12 protein-coding genes and 2 pseudogenes are annotated in these 16,903 nt (G+C 56.1%); 5 read left to right on the top strand and 9 right to left on the bottom strand.

The window, feature by feature from the left end; all coding sequences use genetic code 11:
* Positions 1 to 19 precede the first annotated feature (19 nt).
* Positions 20 to 1,453 (top strand): mannose-1-phosphate guanylyltransferase/mannose-6-phosphate isomerase, encoded by a 1,434-nt coding sequence (locus VR71_RS20745; RefSeq protein ID WP_009815998.1) that lies wholly within the window; start codon positions 20 to 22, stop codon positions 1,451 to 1,453.
* 185 nt (positions 1,454 to 1,638) lie between these two features.
* On the top strand, positions 1,639 to 2,541 hold the full coding sequence (locus VR71_RS20740) for a hypothetical protein (protein ID WP_045686387.1): 903 nt from the start codon (positions 1,639 to 1,641) through the stop codon (positions 2,539 to 2,541).
* Between the two features lie 192 nt (positions 2,542 to 2,733).
* On the opposite strand, the gene VR71_RS20735 is transcribed toward VR71_RS20740, so the two are convergent.
* From VR71_RS20735 to VR71_RS25345, 6 genes and pseudogenes are all read right to left on the bottom strand, one after another.
* Positions 2,734 to 3,903: a polysaccharide pyruvyl transferase family protein gene (locus tag VR71_RS20735; RefSeq protein ID WP_296430707.1), complete on the bottom strand. Its 1,170-nt coding sequence runs from the start codon at positions 3,901 to 3,903 to the stop codon at positions 2,734 to 2,736.
* A gap of 114 nt (positions 3,904 to 4,017) precedes the next feature.
* Complete coding sequence (locus VR71_RS20730; RefSeq protein ID WP_045686386.1) at positions 4,018 to 5,160, bottom strand: glycosyltransferase; 1,143 nt, start codon at positions 5,158 to 5,160, stop codon at positions 4,018 to 4,020.
* A gap of 8 nt (positions 5,161 to 5,168) precedes the next feature.
* Positions 5,169 to 6,095, bottom strand: a complete 927-nt coding sequence (locus VR71_RS20725) for an NAD(P)-dependent oxidoreductase (protein ID WP_045686385.1) — start codon at positions 6,093 to 6,095, stop codon at positions 5,169 to 5,171.
* Positions 6,092 to 6,772 (bottom strand): class I SAM-dependent methyltransferase, encoded by a 681-nt coding sequence (locus VR71_RS20720; protein WP_296430705.1) that lies wholly within the window; start codon positions 6,770 to 6,772, stop codon positions 6,092 to 6,094. The genes VR71_RS20725 and VR71_RS20720 overlap by 4 nt, the downstream gene beginning before the upstream one ends.
* A gap of 146 nt (positions 6,773 to 6,918) precedes the next feature.
* Positions 6,919 to 10,845 (bottom strand): glycosyltransferase, encoded by a 3,927-nt coding sequence (locus VR71_RS20715; RefSeq protein ID WP_296430703.1) that lies wholly within the window; start codon positions 10,843 to 10,845, stop codon positions 6,919 to 6,921.
* Between the two features lie 169 nt (positions 10,846 to 11,014).
* A pseudogene (locus tag VR71_RS25345) lies at positions 11,015 to 11,149 on the bottom strand (IS3 family transposase); the annotation flags it as partial.
* A 146-nt stretch (positions 11,150 to 11,295) separates the two neighbouring features.
* Between VR71_RS25345 and VR71_RS20710 the strand changes: the two are divergent.
* Together VR71_RS20710 and VR71_RS25340 are read left to right on the top strand one after the other, a co-directional pair.
* A complete protein-coding gene (locus VR71_RS20710; protein ID WP_296430701.1) occupies positions 11,296 to 12,966 on the top strand; it encodes a PAS domain-containing sensor histidine kinase in 1,671 nt (556 codons plus the stop codon).
* Between the two features lie 74 nt (positions 12,967 to 13,040).
* Positions 13,041 to 13,169: pseudogene (locus VR71_RS25340) on the top strand (IS3 family transposase); the annotation flags it as partial.
* Between the two features lie 115 nt (positions 13,170 to 13,284).
* On the opposite strand, the gene VR71_RS20705 reads toward VR71_RS25340, so the two are convergent.
* From VR71_RS20705 to VR71_RS25330, 3 genes are all read right to left on the bottom strand, one after another.
* Entirely contained in the window at positions 13,285 to 13,509 is a 225-nt protein-coding gene (locus VR71_RS20705) for a hypothetical protein (RefSeq protein WP_296430699.1), read from the bottom strand.
* Between the two features lie 156 nt (positions 13,510 to 13,665).
* Positions 13,666 to 15,183 (bottom strand): caspase family protein, encoded by a 1,518-nt coding sequence (locus tag VR71_RS25335; protein ID WP_296430695.1) that lies wholly within the window; start codon positions 15,181 to 15,183, stop codon positions 13,666 to 13,668.
* Between the two features lie 230 nt (positions 15,184 to 15,413).
* Complete coding sequence (locus tag VR71_RS25330; RefSeq protein WP_296430693.1) at positions 15,414 to 15,626, bottom strand: hypothetical protein; 213 nt, start codon at positions 15,624 to 15,626, stop codon at positions 15,414 to 15,416.
* Between the two features lie 542 nt (positions 15,627 to 16,168).
* On the opposite strand from VR71_RS25330, the gene VR71_RS20695 reads away from it, so the two are divergent.
* Positions 16,169 to 16,900, top strand: a complete 732-nt coding sequence (locus VR71_RS20695; protein ID WP_296430691.1) for a trans-aconitate 2-methyltransferase — start codon at positions 16,169 to 16,171, stop codon at positions 16,898 to 16,900.
* Positions 16,901 to 16,903: the final 3 nt, after the last annotated feature.

Genomic DNA, 16,903 nt, shown 5'->3' with positions numbered 1-16,903 from the left:
ATTAAGGGAGGTTTTGACCATGCCACAGGATATTTACCCACTCTTGCTCTGCGGCGGCTCTGGCACCCGGCTCTGGCCCTTGTCACGCAAGAGCTATCCCAAGCAATTCACCAAGCTGACCGGCGAAGAGAGCTTGTTTCAGGCCTCGGCCCGGCGGCTATCGGGGGCGGGTTTTGCCGCGCCGATGGTCATAACCGCCTCGGACTACCGTTTTGTGGTGTTGGAGCAACTGGCCGGTGTCGAAATCGCGGCTGCCACCACGCTGATTGAGCCGGAGGGGCGCAATACCGCACCTGCCATTCTGGCAGGAGCGCTGGAACTGCACGCGCGCGCGCCCGGAGCGCTCATGCTGGTGGCGCCGTCGGATCACGTTATCCCCGATGCAGAGGCCTTTCGCGCTGCTGTGTTGGCCGCAGTTCCAGCGGCGGAAGCGGGGCAGCTTGTGACCTTTGGCATCCGTCCGGAACGCGCCGAGACGGGCTATGGCTGGCTCGCCCTGTCGAATGCGCCGGGGGCGGCGTTTGCGCCTGTGCCGCAACCTTTGCAGGGTTTCGTTGAAAAGCCGGATATGGTCACTGCGCAAAAGCTGCTTTCAGGGGGGATGCATCTCTGGAATGCCGGGATTTTCCTGTTCTCGACCGATGCGATCCTGGCCGCCTTTGAGACCCATCAGCCAGCGCTGTTGGCGTCGGTGCAGGCATCGCTTGAGGGCGCCGAAAAGGACCTCGGTTTTCTGCGTTTGGCGGCAAAGCCTTGGAGGGATTGCGCCGATATCTCGATTGACTATGCGGTTATGGAAAAGGCCGCTAATCTGACTGTGGTGCCCTATGGCGGCGGATGGTCTGATCTGGGGGGCTGGGACGCGGTCTGGCGCGAGGGCGGGCCGGACGCGGATGGCGTTGTGACCTCGGGCCCGGCAACGGCGCTCGAATGCACCGACACCCTGTTGCGAGCCGAGGACGGTCAGCAGGCCTTGGTCGGGATCGGCCTGACGGATATTATCGCCGTGGCCATGCCCGATGCAGTCTTGGTCGCGCACAAGGACCGAGCGCAGGATGTGAAACGGGCTGTGGCCGCTCTCAAGGCCAAGGGTGCGGTTCAAGCGGAGATCCTACCGCGTGACTACCGCCCTTGGGGCTGGTTCGAGAGCCTCGTGGTGGGCACACGGTTTCAGGTCAAGCGCATCCATGTCCACCCCGGCGCGGCGCTCAGCCTGCAGAGCCATCATCATCGCTCGGAACATTGGATAGTGGTCGAGGGAACCGCCCGCGTCACGGTTGATGACGAGGTCAAGCTGGTGAGTGAAAACCAATCGGTCTATATCCCGCTCGGCGCAGTTCACCGCATGGAAAATCCGGGCAAGGTGCCGATGGTCCTGATCGAAGTGCAAACCGGCAGTTATCTCGGCGAGGATGACATCATAAGATATGAAGATATCTACGCGAGATCCTGACACTTTTTAATCCCTGCAATACCCAAAGGGTAAAGCCAGCCGTCTGGGTATGGGCGTCCAAGTATCCGAGGCGTGGTATTGCTCGATCCACTACGATTAACTATGGAACAAAGCTGTGCATATTGTGATCTTTGACTGGAACGGGATGTGGCACGGGGAAATGATGCGGCCAAGGGATATGTGATATGGGTCTGGATCTCGTGAGGCTCGTCAATCTGTCGTCGGTGCCAGATCAGGATGTTCTGGGCTGGGCGGGGGCCGTGCTGCCGCGCCGGGCCGTAAAACTTGTGCCGGTCGAGGATATGCCTGACCAGAACAGCAAGGTGCTCGTTCTCTATGACAGCCTTGTGAGACGCCTGACTGAGTGTGCCGCACAAGCGGACAAGCCGGTCAATGTGGAAGCTGAGATTTGGGCCGCAGAGGGGCAAAGGATCGTCGATCTGATCTCTGTCAATCCGGAGCATCGGATTTGTCTGGAAACGGATGCAACGGCTGAGGCCAAGACTCTCCTTGCGACCATTTTGGGCGATGTCGATACTGTGCCGGATCTGCGACCTTCCGCGCCTGAAATCGGATTGCCTACGATCATTGGCCAAGTGCTTTTTCAACAAAGCAAAGATCTGACAGAGATTCAAAGCGCGCTGGAACGGATTGGTGTGACGCAGGCGGCTCCGACCTGCCTGCAACCACAGCATCTAGCCTTGGTGCTGGATCAGGCGCGCGCGCTGCAAGAGCGTGTCAGCACAGGTGAGCGCGCCGTATCAGAGCGCGAGCGCTGGCTGGAACTGCTGCGTGGCACCGCTTGGGAGGCCACGACAAGGGCGCAGCACGCCGAGGCACGTGCGCGGGACCTGGAGGCGCGGTTGAAACGCGCCGAACAGCAGGCTCGAAGCCTGCAATCAACCAAGACACTACCGTCATCTGACTTCGCACAGATGCTAAAGGATCGCGACAACCAGCAGCAACGGATCGCGGAACTCACTGAAGAAAACGCAGGTCTCCGTCACCAGATCATCGAGATTCTGACCTCGACATCCTGGCGGCTCACGTCACCCGTAAGAAAACTCCGCCAGATGGTCTCTCGCTGATACGCTGGAGGGGAGGTTTCGGACACTCGGGATTAAGCGTGAGAAAACAACGACACGCAGGTCAGACGTTGGTTTGGTGCAGATCATGAATGCTGTCGATGGGTCCGATTCATCGTTAAATCGAACCCGTCGTCTGATGACTTGATCGTCCTACCCCACCTCAGTCACTGTCAAAACCTCGATTTCAAAGGGTCATGCCAGAAGACCGTTGAGCGCCTCATGGGGTGTGAGACCGTTCGCAACCAGATAATCCTGCATTGTCTGCGCCAACGTCTTGCGGTTGGCGTCATAGTTGGCGATTTGCTCTGCAAAAGTCTCAAATAGCGCCTGCGGTCCAATGGCTGCTATTTCGAGGAACGTTTCGGGCGAAATATGCGGGACAGACATGATATCGGCTAGCCCGATTGTACGCGAGTCATGGGCAATCAACACAGATGGAATACCAGCTTGCAACGGCACTACCGTGCCGTGGATGCGCATTCCAACCGATAGATCGCAGGTGCGTGAAAAATCCATCCAAGCGTCAACACTCGAAAAATGGAGGATTTTTGACTTGAGTGTTCGGGTGAGACGGCCGCTTTCTTTCATAAAGGGATTATTTTTTCGATAGATATCACCAATCTGAGCGCGGTCTTCGATCAAGAACTTCAGGTGCATGGGAGTTTGAACAATATAGAAAGCTGGGGTGCCTTCCAGCATTTCAATCTGTTTAGATAGCACTTTTCCAGACTCAGGATGCCCCCCTGTGACCTCGGAAATTGCACTTCGAACATCTTTCCAGTCGAGCAAACTTTGGCTGAGATCCAAGGCGAGCTTTCCACTTTTTGCACCTAGGTGAGGATCGCAATTGATAAAACCTGAGGGGCAACCAGTAACCACTGCATTGTCGATCCCATTTGCTTCGAGTGTCATGCGTGTCAACTCATCACGAACGCTCAGTTGCTTACAGCGTTCTGACATGACCTTTGCGAGGCGGACCGTATTGGGACGAAGAGAGACTGGCTTTCCTGTTGCGCTCAGCGGTGCCTGAACTCCAAGCCCGAAAGCAATCACAGGGCAATCTGCTTTCTCAATGATCGAGGCTCTGCCACCATTGAACTGCTCATCCATGTCAGATGTGCCGAGCCAGTTTGCGCAAGAAACCAAGACAGTCTCGGGTGGCTCATGTTGAATCATGTCGCGGAATTCAAGGCCGGTAACACAGGTAAAGCTATCCAACTCTGCGACAAGAAATCTGAGGGCATGTCGAAAAACAAAATTACCGAGGTTCATCCCTGATACGCCTGCAAGTTCGTCGGCGCCCATACGATAGGCGTTGGGCACTTCGCCGATAAACTTCATATCAAGGTAAAGTCTGCTCATATGTTATTCCACTTCTCAAGTAAGCCCCGGTGCCTGTCATTTCCCGTTATACAGACCCGAACAATATTGGACAGGCCTTAGTCGGGTGGGAAATTGCGCCTGATCTGTCGCCCGTCACGCGCTGGCGAAGTTTTCATCTGAGAGCGCGGCCACATCCGAGGCGGACAGACGTTGGGCCCCTTGCATTCGAGGGCCGTTGGAAAAGCGCTGAAAGGCGGCGAGCATGTCGCGACCAAACTGTCGGCGACGGTCAGCATAGTCATTGTCTCGCGTGATTTCCGGAGAGGTCCGGGCGAATTCAAGCATGATGGCGGCCAGTGCCTCGGGGTTGTGGCGGGGAAAGAAACGGCAATTCGCGTCGAGTTGCTCCTGATGCACCGGCAAGTCGGAAGCGACGACAAATTGCTGCATGGCCTTGGCATCCTCGATCACCGTTGACCAACCTTCGAACAACGACGGTTGGATCACGTATCTGGCCCCTTTCATCAAACTCAACTGGTCGCTCCGTGGGATGAAACCGAGGAATTTCAAATTGTCCGAGACGCCCCATTCTTCGGCCATCTGCTTGAGAAACTTGGCATATCCTGTGACACGGTAATCACTCTCATTTCCGGTGAAACAAACGGTCACATCTACGCCCTTGGTCTTGAGCAGAGACAGCGCCTTGATCACGAGGATATGGTTCTTGTGAACCCAAACCTGATTGGCGCACATGACATAGGGGCCCGTAAGGCCGTAGGCTGTGCGAACCTGATCTATCTTGCTGTCGTCAAATCCGTCAAAGGATGCAAAGCGGACCACGGCAACATTCGGACATTCGCCGGGATAGAACCGGGCCACATCCTTGCTCACCGAGTCACTGCTGACCACAAGACCCGACGTGGCAAAGCGCAGACGGTGGTGATGACGCCGCGCCGCAATTTCCGCATCGGTAAAATAGAAGGGCAGGTGGAGTTCCTGAAAGTCCGGTATCCACGACACGGTCCGATAGGCTTGGTTTGGATCGGCCCAAGGGAAAATGGCATCAAAGGGAAACGCATCGGGCTGCGCGTGAAATTGATCCGGATGCACCCATTGCAGTTTGGTGTAACCCACCTCTTGGATAAAACTCACGGAGTCCTTGTTGCGGCTGATGAGGGTCAGCATCGGCTGTTCGTCAGCAGGCAGCAGCGCGAACGCAGAGACGAGACTGCGGATGTAGTAGCTACCTCCGATCCAGTTTTCATTCAGGTCAAAGCTCAGGCCGACTTGATACATGGTTCTCTTTATCCGTCTTTGTCCTGCTGGGCCATTTCGCGCAGAAACCACGCGACATAGTCGTCTAACCCCTGCTCGAGATCCTTCTGGGGCGTCCAGCCGGTTGCCAATGCCTCTGAGATGTCAGCGGCGTAATGCTTTGGATCACCGGCGCGGGTCTGTTGATTGAACCGGATCTCCGCCCCAATACCCATCCGCTCAGCGAGACCCTCGATCATTCGGCGAATCGTGACGGATGCGCCCGTGCCGCCATTCACGATCACGCAGTCCGGTGACGCCACATCTGCCGCCCGGATCAACAACCGCGCCGCATCCTCAACGTGAACCCAGTCTCGCGTTTCCTCGCCCGTTCCAAAGAAGAGTGCATCGCCTTTGCCAAGTTTGCAGCAAGCATCCCACAACAACTGTTTGCGCAACTGCGGTCCGTAAACGGAAAACAGGCGTACAATGGTCGCCGGCACGTTGAAATGGCGCCCATATTGCTGAACCAGCAACTCAGCAATCAGCTTGTTTACGCCGTAAGGTGAAACGGGGTGATTTGGCGTATCAACGCGGATCGGCATCGTGTCGACCGCGCCATACACCCCTGCGCTGGATGGGAAAACGACAGAAACCCCACCCTGCCGACGCGCCGCCTCCAGAACCAGTTGCATGGTGATAACGTTACTCTGAAAGTCCTCAGCCGGGGCGTTCAGAGAGTGGGCCACTGATCCGCTGCCCGCACAGTGAATGATCACAGAACAGTCGGGCATGAGGTCGGACAAGTTTGCTTCGGTCACCCCTCCGTCCCGCCAGTCAGTCACTTTGTTAATATCCTGCGGGTCAGGTGGCGTATTAAAGATCGCACTGACCTTGATACCCTGCGACTGCAGTTGTTGCATGACGTTACGCCCAATGAACCCTGCTGCACCCGTGACGAGAAAATTTCGTGTCATTTGGTTACCCTGAACGAATAGAGGCGGCCCGGGTTGGAGTCGTAGTGATCGCGGATCTTGAAGACAAAATCTGGAATCTGATCCGGTTTGACCCCTGCGATCCGCGCGAGGCGATGACGCTCCGCGTCAAGATTGTCGGGAAAGAAGTTCAATTCGCTCTGATAGGGACTGAACTCCTCGATCCGCGATGGTGATTGCGCAGCGAAGGCCGCGCGGTACTCATCCAATGTGTAGGCATATTCTCCGCCATACAGGTGGTGTAGCGGGTGCGTATCCTGAAACACCCTCAGGTCGCTCTTACGTGTCAAAACATGCTCACGGGTTGCTAAAAAGGTGCCTCCGGCCCTCAGTACGCGCATCGCCTCAGAGACCATTTTGTGCAGATCACCAGCGTGGTGCAATGCTTGGCGGCAATGGATCAAATCAAAGCTGCTTTCTGGGAAGGGCAAGTCTTCCGCCATTGCAAGCGCCACTGTGATCGGCAAACTGGTTTCCGAAGCAATGGTTTTGATAGCACCGGCCCCAATGAAGGAGCTATCGTTCGGTTCCAGAGCCGTCACGGTCCAGCCATCCTTCGCAAGTGCATAGCTCGAGATTCCACGCCCCGCGCCAAGATCGAGCGCAGTGCCAACTGTTTCGGGCAAGAGGCTACGGACAATCTCCCATTCCTTGCTCACGTGAAACCGCTTTGCCGCGTCTGTAGGGGAGCCATCGAAGTAGCAGGCACGCGCCAGATCACGCTTATTCTGGTCGGGATGCTCACAGAGCCATCGAACCGCCTCTTCCCACGTCATCGGATATGTGCACGCATCCCCCATCCGATTTATCCCTGAGACTCGGGCTTGGTGAAGGTTACTTCGGGCAAAACGAAGTCCGGAAAACTTCTTCTCTTCTTCTCAATGGCCCTCGCTTCGGTGGCCTCATCGCGTTTCAGAATTTGAGCAGGATTACCTCCTACGATACTGAAAGCTGGAACATCCTTTGTGACCACAGACTGGGCTGCGACGATAGCGCCCTCGCCGATGGTTACACCTTTCAAGATCGTGCTGCCAAAGCCGATCCAAACTCCATCTCCGATCGTGACTTTGCCTGTGTGGACGCCATACCAGTTCTTGTAAACGCCCAAGTTCCGGCGCTGTTCTCCGGTCAGCCAGTCACGCGCATCGGTTTCCCGCAACTGTCGCGATGTCGCGTGAGAGTCATTATCGGAAACGACGACGTCCCAAGACAACATCACGTTTCGCCCAATATGAATCCCCTCTGGTTGGGCGCATATCAGCATGCATCCCCCGCCAATCGACGTCCCGTCACCGATTGTGATCTGGCCAACACCACGTTCAAAGACAAATGTGCCTGCGATGTTGCAATTTTCACCTACTAGAACGTAGGGACGGTTTTCGGGACGAACCCGCACATCGGCATTCAATTGGGACACATTTGACGAACTCGGTGCCCGCACTTTCGGCACGGTTTGCGTCACGTCCGGAGAGAGATAGCGTCCGAGTTCGCCATCTGTCAGATCCACGGCCTCTAGCATGATACCCACTTTGCGTGCATCAACTTGGGTTGCGCCTTGAATCCGCAGACGGATGACCTGATAATCTGGGTCAGGTGACAGCGGGACCGCCACTTGCTGGACATCGTCTAGGTTGGTTGAGACCGTTGGGCAACTGTGTATCAATCCCGGACCTTCGATCAGGATCAACTGTTCTTCGACCATATTGCGAAAGCGAAGTTGGATAATCGGCTTTGAAATGTATCGCGTGCACACACGAAGAAAGAAACTCTCCTCGCGCGTCCAGCACCAATGGGACAATCCCTGAGGCGTTTGCGGGCCATTCGCCAATTCAACACTAAAGACACCGACAATCGCGTGCTGCGGCAATGTTCTCGATATCGGATGTATGGCACTTTTCGGCTGCATCGCAGGCAAGTTGGATGCCACAGCGGCTATGGCAAGTTCGGCATACATTGATGTATCCGGAGTTCGAGCGAGATCGGAAACCCACTCTGGAGCGTATTCCTGTAAAAGGGCGAAATCATCTGAGCTCGCATGATGTAGAAACTGCCGAACTTCTTGCGCATTTGTGTCGCTGAGCAGGGCGTGAAGAAACTCTGAGACATATTCTGCGGCGACGTGATGTCGGATAAAGCCCACTGGCAACAGATATGACTGCGCAAGCGGTGCCATACGTTCCAAAAGTCCCTCTTCTTTGAGGAAATTCAGGCACATGCGTCGAATGTGAAGAAAGTCAAAAACCCGGCGGCTCTTTTCAGCGGAGATGGAATTGCCTCGGCGCAGGTACACATAACTCACGGCAGGGTCGACAAACAAACTGCGGGTTCGCGACAGAAGCTTCATCGCGAAATGGTGGTCTTCGTAGTAATATCCGACCGGAAAAGACAGATCATGCTCGTGGAACATGTCACGACGCAGGATAAACCGCCATGTTTGAGCGTTCCAACCCGCAAGTGTGCAATACGCTTGAGGCGTGTTGACAGGGTCAAGCACAAGTCCGGTCCAATCCCTCGGCGCAATCGGGCCGTTATCAATAACGTCGTGCTCATCAATATATGCAAAGTGGACCATATAGGTATCAGGGCGTTCTCGCCTCAGGATTTCCTCGATCCGTCCCAGACAATCCTCACGCAAGAAATCGTCTGAATCGATGAACCATACATAATCGCCTCGGCAATGCGGGATGCCGCTCAGGCGCGCTTGCGAAAGCCCCTGATTTTTCTGGGAGATGATCCTCACCCGTTTGTCGATCGCAGCGAATGCTGCGGCAACACAGGGGGTGTGGTCCGTTGCCCCGTCGTTGACGACAATAACCTCCAGATCTTCCATGTCCTGCAGGAGGATACTCAAGAGTGCTTTGCCCAAGTATTTCCCGACGTTGTAGCTGGGCAGGACGATGGACAGCAGTGGCGTCCTATCGGGGCGCGTCTCGGCAAACCGCAAGCCGTTCTTGCGGTACAGGTCGGCGGCCTCGTGCCACAAGACTCCGGAGAGAATATCCAGCATCGTATCAAGCGGCACCTGCTCGGCCTTTAGCGCGAGCGCGGCACTGATGTTCAGTGGGACATGTTCGTTTCGTTCGAGAACCGGTTTTATCTCTTCTGGCGGACACCATCCGCGGGCACCAAATAATAGCTTGAGTGCGTCTTCGCGATTCAGATCTATCCCCGGAAAGTTTTGCTTGATAAGCCCATGTGCCTCTTGCCAAACGAGGTCTGGATTGTTGTTCGACATGCCCGTCAAAGGAAACAAGACAACGGGTTCCGGAATATAGGTAAAGCTACACCCCGCGTGAATGGCACGATGCATCCAACGGGTATCCTCGGCCATTGGATAGACATAACCAAATGACCCAATCTGTTCATAGGCCTTGCTGGTTGCAAACATGCCATTGTGACCGACCGGCCCCCCGCTCACAAAGGCGTTCAGCCCCCATGGCTCATCCTTGCGCTTGCGGGTCTGTCCATCCGGAGCACGCTCTATTGTCTGGCCGCCAAACACATCTGCCGGTTCGCTGTAATGGGCAAAGGCAACCCGGTCCAAAGCGCCTGGCAGGTAACAATCTCCTGCCCCAACAATCCCGATCAAGGTTCCTCTTGCAACGGCTAGGCCCTTGTTCAGGGCATCGTAAAGACCTTTGTCCGGGTGACTGAAGCAATGCGTCACCACATGGGGCCATGCCGCTGCAATGTCCAGAGTGTGATCGCGCGAGCCCCCATCGACAATGATACACTCTATATCAGTGCGATTCTGAACCAGAATGGACTGCAATGTAGCTACAAGATCAGCGCTGGCATTGAATGTCGCGATCAAAACCGTGAAGAGCGGTGTCGGCATTCGTTGATCCGGCACTCTAACGATCCGTTTTGGTGCCGCCTGCCAGTCGACTTCGCCAAAAACCGAACGCTGAACAGTTTCATTATCTCGATGCGTCGCGAGCGATTGTGCGATTGCCACGTTCAGGCGCGCGGATTTGGCGCGCTTAACAAGACGTTTGATCGCTTCTGTCCCAATCGTATCCGTTTGAAGCGTCGCGAGCGTTTCAGCATCTTCGGCGGTCAAGCACAACTCGGGAAAGCTTAGTCGAAGACACGCGAGATCTGCGCTGGTATGAATCGCACTCGCTGGCTTTGTGTCTGGGGCCAAAGCCGCCGAACGACATTTTAAGCCCTTGTCGAGGGCTGCAGACAAAAGGCGGCGTTCGAGTTTGTGTGGCTCATCCGCATAGGCCAGTGGCAGCGAACATAGCGTGGCACTATTTGCCACAATCACCGATGGCGCAGCCGCAAAACCTTGTAGTAAATCTTTCATTTCACAAATCTTGTACGGAGATTCCGTACGATTCTCTTCTGTGAGAAACAGCACATCAGATTCTGTAGTCTCAAAGAGTTGCAACACACGATCTTCAAAGAAGGTCGGCATATTCGAACCTGTGGGGACTACGGCCCATAGGTGATCTGGATCCTTTGTCGCAAATGTAGTCTTGAGACTAACGGACAAGCTATCCGAGTACGCTTGCAGCTGAACCGATGCAGCACTCTGATAGTGTGACAGGCGATCAGAAACCTCTGCCTCACGGCAGGCGGGCACCAAAAGAACATAGTCCACAACGCGTCCGTGTCCGCCCAAAAGGACTTCTAGCGCCTTGAAAGTTCTGTCTAGATCTTCGCCATGCGCGGTGCAATTTCCGTTCTGTGACGTTACTGGTAGGACAACTGACAGAATTTTCATTCGTAGCCTCTGCAATACGATCAGATTATTTGCACTCACGATTTGCTACGTTCGCGTAACCGATTTCGACAACACTCGTCCAGTCTCGTTTCAAAATTTGGCGGAAAACGACACGGGGTGATTGTTTGAAGCCGCAGCGGCAATGAATCTTGATGTGCCGCTGGTTGCCCTAGGCACCCGCCTCGTTCAGTTTCTCCGGTCTGTTCTCGAAGGCAACGGGCAATAGCATCCCGTTGTTCGTGGGCTCGCGGTTCGGGACGTAGAACATCTCGATGTATTCGAATACGTCCTGCCGTGACGCGTCCTAGCCAGATCCGGCAGCTACCCGGGACCACACAGAAAAACAACTATCGTCCGATTACTGCCCCAATCTCGCCAGATGTGTAAGATAGGCAACGTGATGTAAGCGGTACGAAGCCCGGTGCTTTTTTGACGGTTGGGAGATTATCCTTGGAAAACTTATTTGACAGAAAAAAAGTAAAATTAAGACAGCTTTACGGTCTCCCTGTCGCGTCAATTGCCATCGGTTTGGTCGCGGTGGGTCTCCTATTCTTCCTTAACGACGGGTTTTACTGGGTTTTCTCAGGTCCGCATTTCGCGATTGCCAGCTTGTCTTTGTTGCTGGTGGGCACCCTTGGCCTAGCCGTCTACCGTCGAAATCAGTTGCTGAAGCTGCATGCCGAGCGCGTCCAGAAGCAGGGACAGGAAATCGAACTGATATATACCGCCCTGAACCGGCACGCTTTGGTCAGCCTGACAGATTCTGGAGGCGTGATTACATCGGTGAACGAGAACTTTTCTGGACGCTACGGTTACTTGAATTCCGAACTTGTCGGAAAACCGATCTCTATCATCTATCCCGACGGTGCGTCGGACGCCGTATACAGAGCGGCGCGCAAGTCCTTGGTAACGGGCGACATCTGGTCAGGCGAGAACGAAGAGATAGCTGCCGATGGTTCCAGAATCTACACACGGTGCACCCTCGTGCCCGTGATGGATGACCATGGGAACCTTGTCCGCACGGTGGAAATCCGCACCGATAATACCGATTTCCATCGCGCCGAACAGGCGCGGTTTCTGAAGGCATTGTTCGATCACCTGCAGGACGAGGTCTATATTTTTTGTGTCGAGAGTCTGGACATGGTCTATGCCAACCACGCGGCCATCAGGGCCAGCGGTTGGAAAGCAAAAGATCTGGTCGACAAGACCGTTCTCGACGCTGATCCCAACATGAATGAAAAGTATTTCCGAGCTCATGTTGCACCTCTGTTCTCGGGCGAGAAAGAGGTGGTAAGCATTGACGTGCGACGCGGCGAGACCAGCGGCGAGATCAGCACCCGGATTGTCCGCGGCGAAGACGGCAATATGCTGTTCGTGTCGGTCCTGCGCGACTCGACTGAACGCAAGCAGATCGAGCGTGCTAAGATGGAGTCGGTATCCATCGTCAGCCATGAGCTGCGCACCCCTTTAACCTCAATACATGGATCCCTGAGGCTGTTAAATTCCGGTGCCCTAGGAACCTTTGACCCCAAGGCACAATCGGTTCTGGATATCGCCGTGCGCAATACGGACCGGCTATTGCTGGTGGTCGATGACATCCTTGATCTTGAAAAGTTCCGTGCAGGCAAGATGCCGATTGAAAAGGTGCATGTCGACCTTGTCTCCCTCGTCAACGAGGCTGTTGAGATAAACAAGGGCTATGGTAGCGACTTGCATGTGAGTTTCGCTTTTGAGACAGATCTGGAAACCGCACCGATCTTTGTTGCGCCAGAGCGCATGATGCAAGTACTTGCAAATCTTCTATCCAACGCGGCCAAGTATTCCCCGACCCACGGCACCGTAAGGGTCGGGTTGCGTGAAGATGGCAGGTTCTGGCAGATTTCGGTGGCCGATGATGGCCCCGGCATTCCCGAAGAAATGCGTGCGAGCGTCTTCGAGAGCTTTTCAAAGCTACCGAGTCTCGATGGCGTGACTCGCAAGGGAACCGGTCTGGGCATGACGATTTCCCAGAAGATTGTCCAAGCCCATGATGGCGAGATTGGCTTCGATAGCGAGGTCGGCAATGGATCGACGTTCTTTATCAGGCTGCCGATGGACCTGTCCCGCGCCGCGGATGTCTGAGCGACCCCCAGAAGTTCGGACACTGGGACAACGCGATATCAGACGTTTACTCGCCATAGGTGCAATGACGCGCATACCTGCCCATGCGCTGCGGGTTCCAGTATCTCGTCGCCATGATGGACTGGCATACCAGAAAGGTTTTGGCCTGGCGAATCTCGAACACGCTGGAGGTCAACGTCTGTGTCGAGGCACTGAACGAGGCCAGCCTAAGCAGTGCGACACCTCCTGCAACAGCACATGGCACTCACTGCACTCAATAAAATTGACGCCAGCGTGAGCCAGCCTTTGCAGCTTGCGAAGGGGCTGATTTGCGCCTTCTCAGCCGGCGGAAACGATCGCGGCGAGACGGCGGGCATCGGAGACCGCGTCGCGCAGCTGCTCGAGCCGAGCGTCGTCAGTTTCGCCACCAACTTTGCGGCTCAGAACCTCATCGACCTCAGCATCGATCTTCGGAGGCATCTCGCGGTTCTCGGCCACGGCCACGGACTTTGCCTCCGCCAACTCTCGCTTGGACTCGGCCCAGGCGTCTTTCATGCAGATCATTTGGGCATCCATGGCTGGCGCTGGCCGCGGTGCGCCGTAGGCGCTAGCGGATTTAGGCGCAGGGCAGGGCATTGCGTCACGCGCTGGCTGTTGGGGCACGTCGCATGCGGCAAGCGCCGTGACGGTGACGAGGATGGTTATCGGCAGTCGCATCGGTCAGTTCTCCTCCATCATTGCGGCCAACCACGCATAGGACCCGTCCGGTGCATCCCGCATAAGTTCAAGATGTCTGTAAAATGTCCGGGCGTCGGCCAGCGCACGGCTGGACGTACCGGACAGGGCGCGGCTGGCGGCAAAGCGCGGTTGGGCCTCGTCAGACATGTAGGCGACGAGGTGGCGATCGGTCTGTTCGACGAGGTCGTTGTAGTAGGTGCGGCTCGAATCGAGGCTGGCGGCGGTCCGCTGCCCTATCTCGCCAATCTCACCGACCTGGCGGCGCATGTCGGCAAGCACGTCGCGGGCCTCGGGGGTGTCGCCGAAGTCGGCTTCGGCCACTGCCAGGTTTTCCTCGGCGATGCGCAGCTGTTCCTGGATCAAGGTATGGCGGGCAAGGTCGCTTCTCACGACGCTGACGGTGTAGGTGCCGAGGAAAGTGGCGGTCCGCGCGCCCTCCCGCATCAGCGCGTCGAACGTGCGCCCGCCAGCCGGCTGGGTCCCGCGCCAGCGAGCGAAGGCGCGGCGGACCTCCTCGTCGGACGTGGCGGGCGCATTCGGCACGAAATAGCCCAGCATCTCAAGTGCGGCGGTCGCCTGCGGGAGGTCTTCGTCGGCAAGGTCTCCGGCCTCGAGCGGGACACCGCGCAGGTCGTCGATGCGCAGTTCCGCCATGATCTTGTAGAGACCCTCGGGGAACTCTTTCAGGTAGCCCTGGTAATCATCGACAGTACCAGCCTCGACGACCTCGCGCCAGATGCGCAGCTCGGTGTCGAGTGGCGGGGCGCCGCGGGCGAGATAATGCTCGCCGATCACCGCCTCTTCGACCCACGGGATTTGCTGGCCGCCGGTGTCGCGCACGACCTCCTGCCGAACACGGCCAAACATGATGCGCACGTCAAGGCCCGGCGTTTCGATATGGTCGAGCAAAGCCGCCGTGAAGGTGCTGTTGTCGCCAATGCCGTCGGCAGCTACATTGCCAGGATCGGTGGAGTAGGCAACCAAGGTGCCGACCCCGCCCGTGACGGCGGAGAGCCCCACCTCGCCGATCTCGGCATCGCCGAGCGGGTTGTTGCGGCAGGCATCGAGCACGATCATCGAGAGGTCAGCATCGGCCTCTTCGAGCGCGGCGCGGATCTCGGTCATTGTAATGCTGGACCGCGCAACGGCTGGGGCGGAGAGCCCGGCCAAGTCGACGCCGATGGCATAGTTTTCGGACCCGACTTGAATAGAGTGTCCGGCGAAGAAGACCATGGCGATGTCGGCGTCACGGGCCGTCTCGCTGAGCCAGTCGAGCGAGGCCATCATCTCCTCGCGCGATAGGTCGATAACGGAGCGGACCTCGAAGTTGAGGCGGCGGAGGGCGTCGTCAAGGGCGCGCACGTCGTTGCCGGGGTTGGTGAGAGCGAAATCGTGGTTGGTATAGCTGGCGTTTCCGATCAGGAGCGCGACCCGTCCATCCGCCACCGCCTGCGCGGCGTTTAGAAGGACGAGCGCGAGAGTCAAACAAAGTAGCCGCATGGAGGATTCGCCCTTTTGTGTAACGCCGCGACGGTATCAGCGAAACGATCAGGCGTCACCCCTGTCCAGAACCATCTGCTAACGTCAGAACAACTAGTTGGCAGCAGCATGAAGACGCCTAGGGCGATCATGAAAAGGCTCTAGGTCAGCGTAATTTTGTCCGGGTGACAAAGTGCCAGAAGGCGGTGGAGCGAAGAACGATATTGGGCCCGCTACGCGAGAAAACGCCCTTATCCATCCGCGCGTTCGTATTTTCCGCATATATAATGACTTGGCTCGCCAGAATGAGCACGCCGCTTGAAAATCTTGCCACTAATCGAGGGCTTACGTGCCACTGTTGCCGAAGGGGCTGCGTTGACGTTGTGGTGAATAGCGATACCAACAAAATGCGCGACTAGATCCAGAATTACCTGATCGTCCTCAACCATTAATACTTTCATCATACCTCAGGGTCCATTGAGTGAGTCTGATTCGCTCTTTTATCGCTCATAATTGGGGTCGTATTTTGTCGGATCAGGTAAATTTGGCACCCGAATCTGACGTCTCTGCCTTTTTTTGGTCACATTTTATTGCGGAGAGACGCGGTCTTTGCGGAGCGCGCCTAACGGTGTCACGCGTCTGAACCGGGCAGCCCGCATCGGTCCCGAAAGGCTCTGAGATCTGCCGAGCTGCACCACAATTGGAGGTTGTTCTTTGATCTCAAGGCATATTTTGTAGTGATGCCTAGATTAGTTGTAACAGATGTGTTGCCCAAAGAGCGCCATGTACGCCTGCGCCAATGGTGAATTCAGCTCGTCTGCTAGTTGCAGAATTGGAAACATTACACCCAAGAGCGCTCTACTGTGGATAAAAGGCCTTGCAATGTGAGCTTCGCAGCGTAACGTATTGTTAACTAAAGACGTCGTGCAGAAAGCCAATCCCAATTTAACCTTGGAGCCGTTCTCCTATGCCATCACACGCCAGTGCTGAGGGGCCCCGCCCCATAATGCTCAGTAGGTCTGAATCTAGTGATCGCTCGGTCCGTGTTGATTGGAGCACTTACGCAACGGCCTATGATCTACTGTCCGAGCACAACCCTGAGTATCAGGCGCTGCTGCGCGATTTCGAGGCTTTCCTTGAAACAATTGAGACACCGAAAGTGATCTATGACATTGGTGGCGGCACCGGGAACTACACCGAGATCGCGGCTCGCGCCTGCCCCGGCAGTGAGATCCACTTCGTCGAACCCGACGCAGGCATGATCGGGCTGGCGAGAGCCAAATTGGCAGCGCACGGCAATACCAATTATGAGACCCTTGCGCTCGAAGACATCGATGCCCCTGGCACGGCCGATCTTGTCATCTGCGTACACGCGCTTTACGCAATGCCCGCGCCAGAGCAGCGGCTCGCCGACATGCGTAGGTTGCTTCGGCCGGGCGGCTTGCTCTACCTGATCGATCTTGGTCGTTACATGAACGTGGCCGACTGGCGCAGCTACCTTTTCTCCCACTTGAGAAAAGAACATGGGCTGGCACGCACACTCCGGGTCTTTTGGCAGGGACGAGAAATCGCCAAGCAGAACACGGCTATCTTCAAGGCACAAAAGAACGGTGTTTACTGGACGCACACCGAGGCAGAGATCGCATCGGCTGCCACCGCAGCGGACTTCGAAATCCTCAGGCAAGACTCCGTTTATCGTGGCTACAGCGACCTCCTCGTATGTCGCGCAAAGCCGTAGTCG

It is taken from the genome of Roseovarius sp. BRH_c41 (assembly GCF_000961715.1).
Taxonomy (GTDB): domain Bacteria; phylum Pseudomonadota; class Alphaproteobacteria; order Rhodobacterales; family Rhodobacteraceae; genus Roseovarius.
This window is presented reverse-complemented; position numbering and strand designations above follow the sequence as displayed.

What these genes read in the sequence shown, in the direction of transcription:
- VR71_RS20745 (WP_009815998.1), top strand. Translation starts at nt 20, where the DNA reads ATGCCACAGGATATTTACCCACTCTTGCTCTGCGGCGGCTCTGGCACC.
- VR71_RS20740 (WP_045686387.1), top strand. Translation starts at nt 1,639, where the DNA reads ATGGGTCTGGATCTCGTGAGGCTCGTCAATCTGTCGTCGGTGCCAGAT.
- VR71_RS20705 (WP_296430699.1), bottom strand. Translation starts at nt 13,509, where the DNA reads ATGATCTGCATGAAAGACGCCTGGGCCGAGTCCAAGCGAGAGTTGGCG.
- VR71_RS25335 (WP_296430695.1), bottom strand. Translation starts at nt 15,183, where the DNA reads ATGCGGCTACTTTGTTTGACTCTCGCGCTCGTCCTTCTAAACGCCGCG.
- VR71_RS20725 (WP_045686385.1), bottom strand. Translation starts at nt 6,095, where the DNA reads ATGACACGAAATTTTCTCGTCACGGGTGCAGCAGGGTTCATTGGGCGT.
- VR71_RS20695 (WP_296430691.1), top strand. Translation starts at nt 16,169, where the DNA reads ATGCTCAGTAGGTCTGAATCTAGTGATCGCTCGGTCCGTGTTGATTGG.
- VR71_RS20715 (WP_296430703.1), bottom strand. Translation starts at nt 10,845, where the DNA reads ATGAAAATTCTGTCAGTTGTCCTACCAGTAACGTCACAGAACGGAAAT.
- VR71_RS25330 (WP_296430693.1), bottom strand. Translation starts at nt 15,626, where the DNA reads ATGATGAAAGTATTAATGGTTGAGGACGATCAGGTAATTCTGGATCTA.
- VR71_RS20730 (WP_045686386.1), bottom strand. Translation starts at nt 5,160, where the DNA reads ATGTATCAAGTCGGCCTGAGCTTTGACCTGAATGAAAACTGGATCGGA.
- VR71_RS20735 (WP_296430707.1), bottom strand. Translation starts at nt 3,903, where the DNA reads ATGAGCAGACTTTACCTTGATATGAAGTTTATCGGCGAAGTGCCCAAC.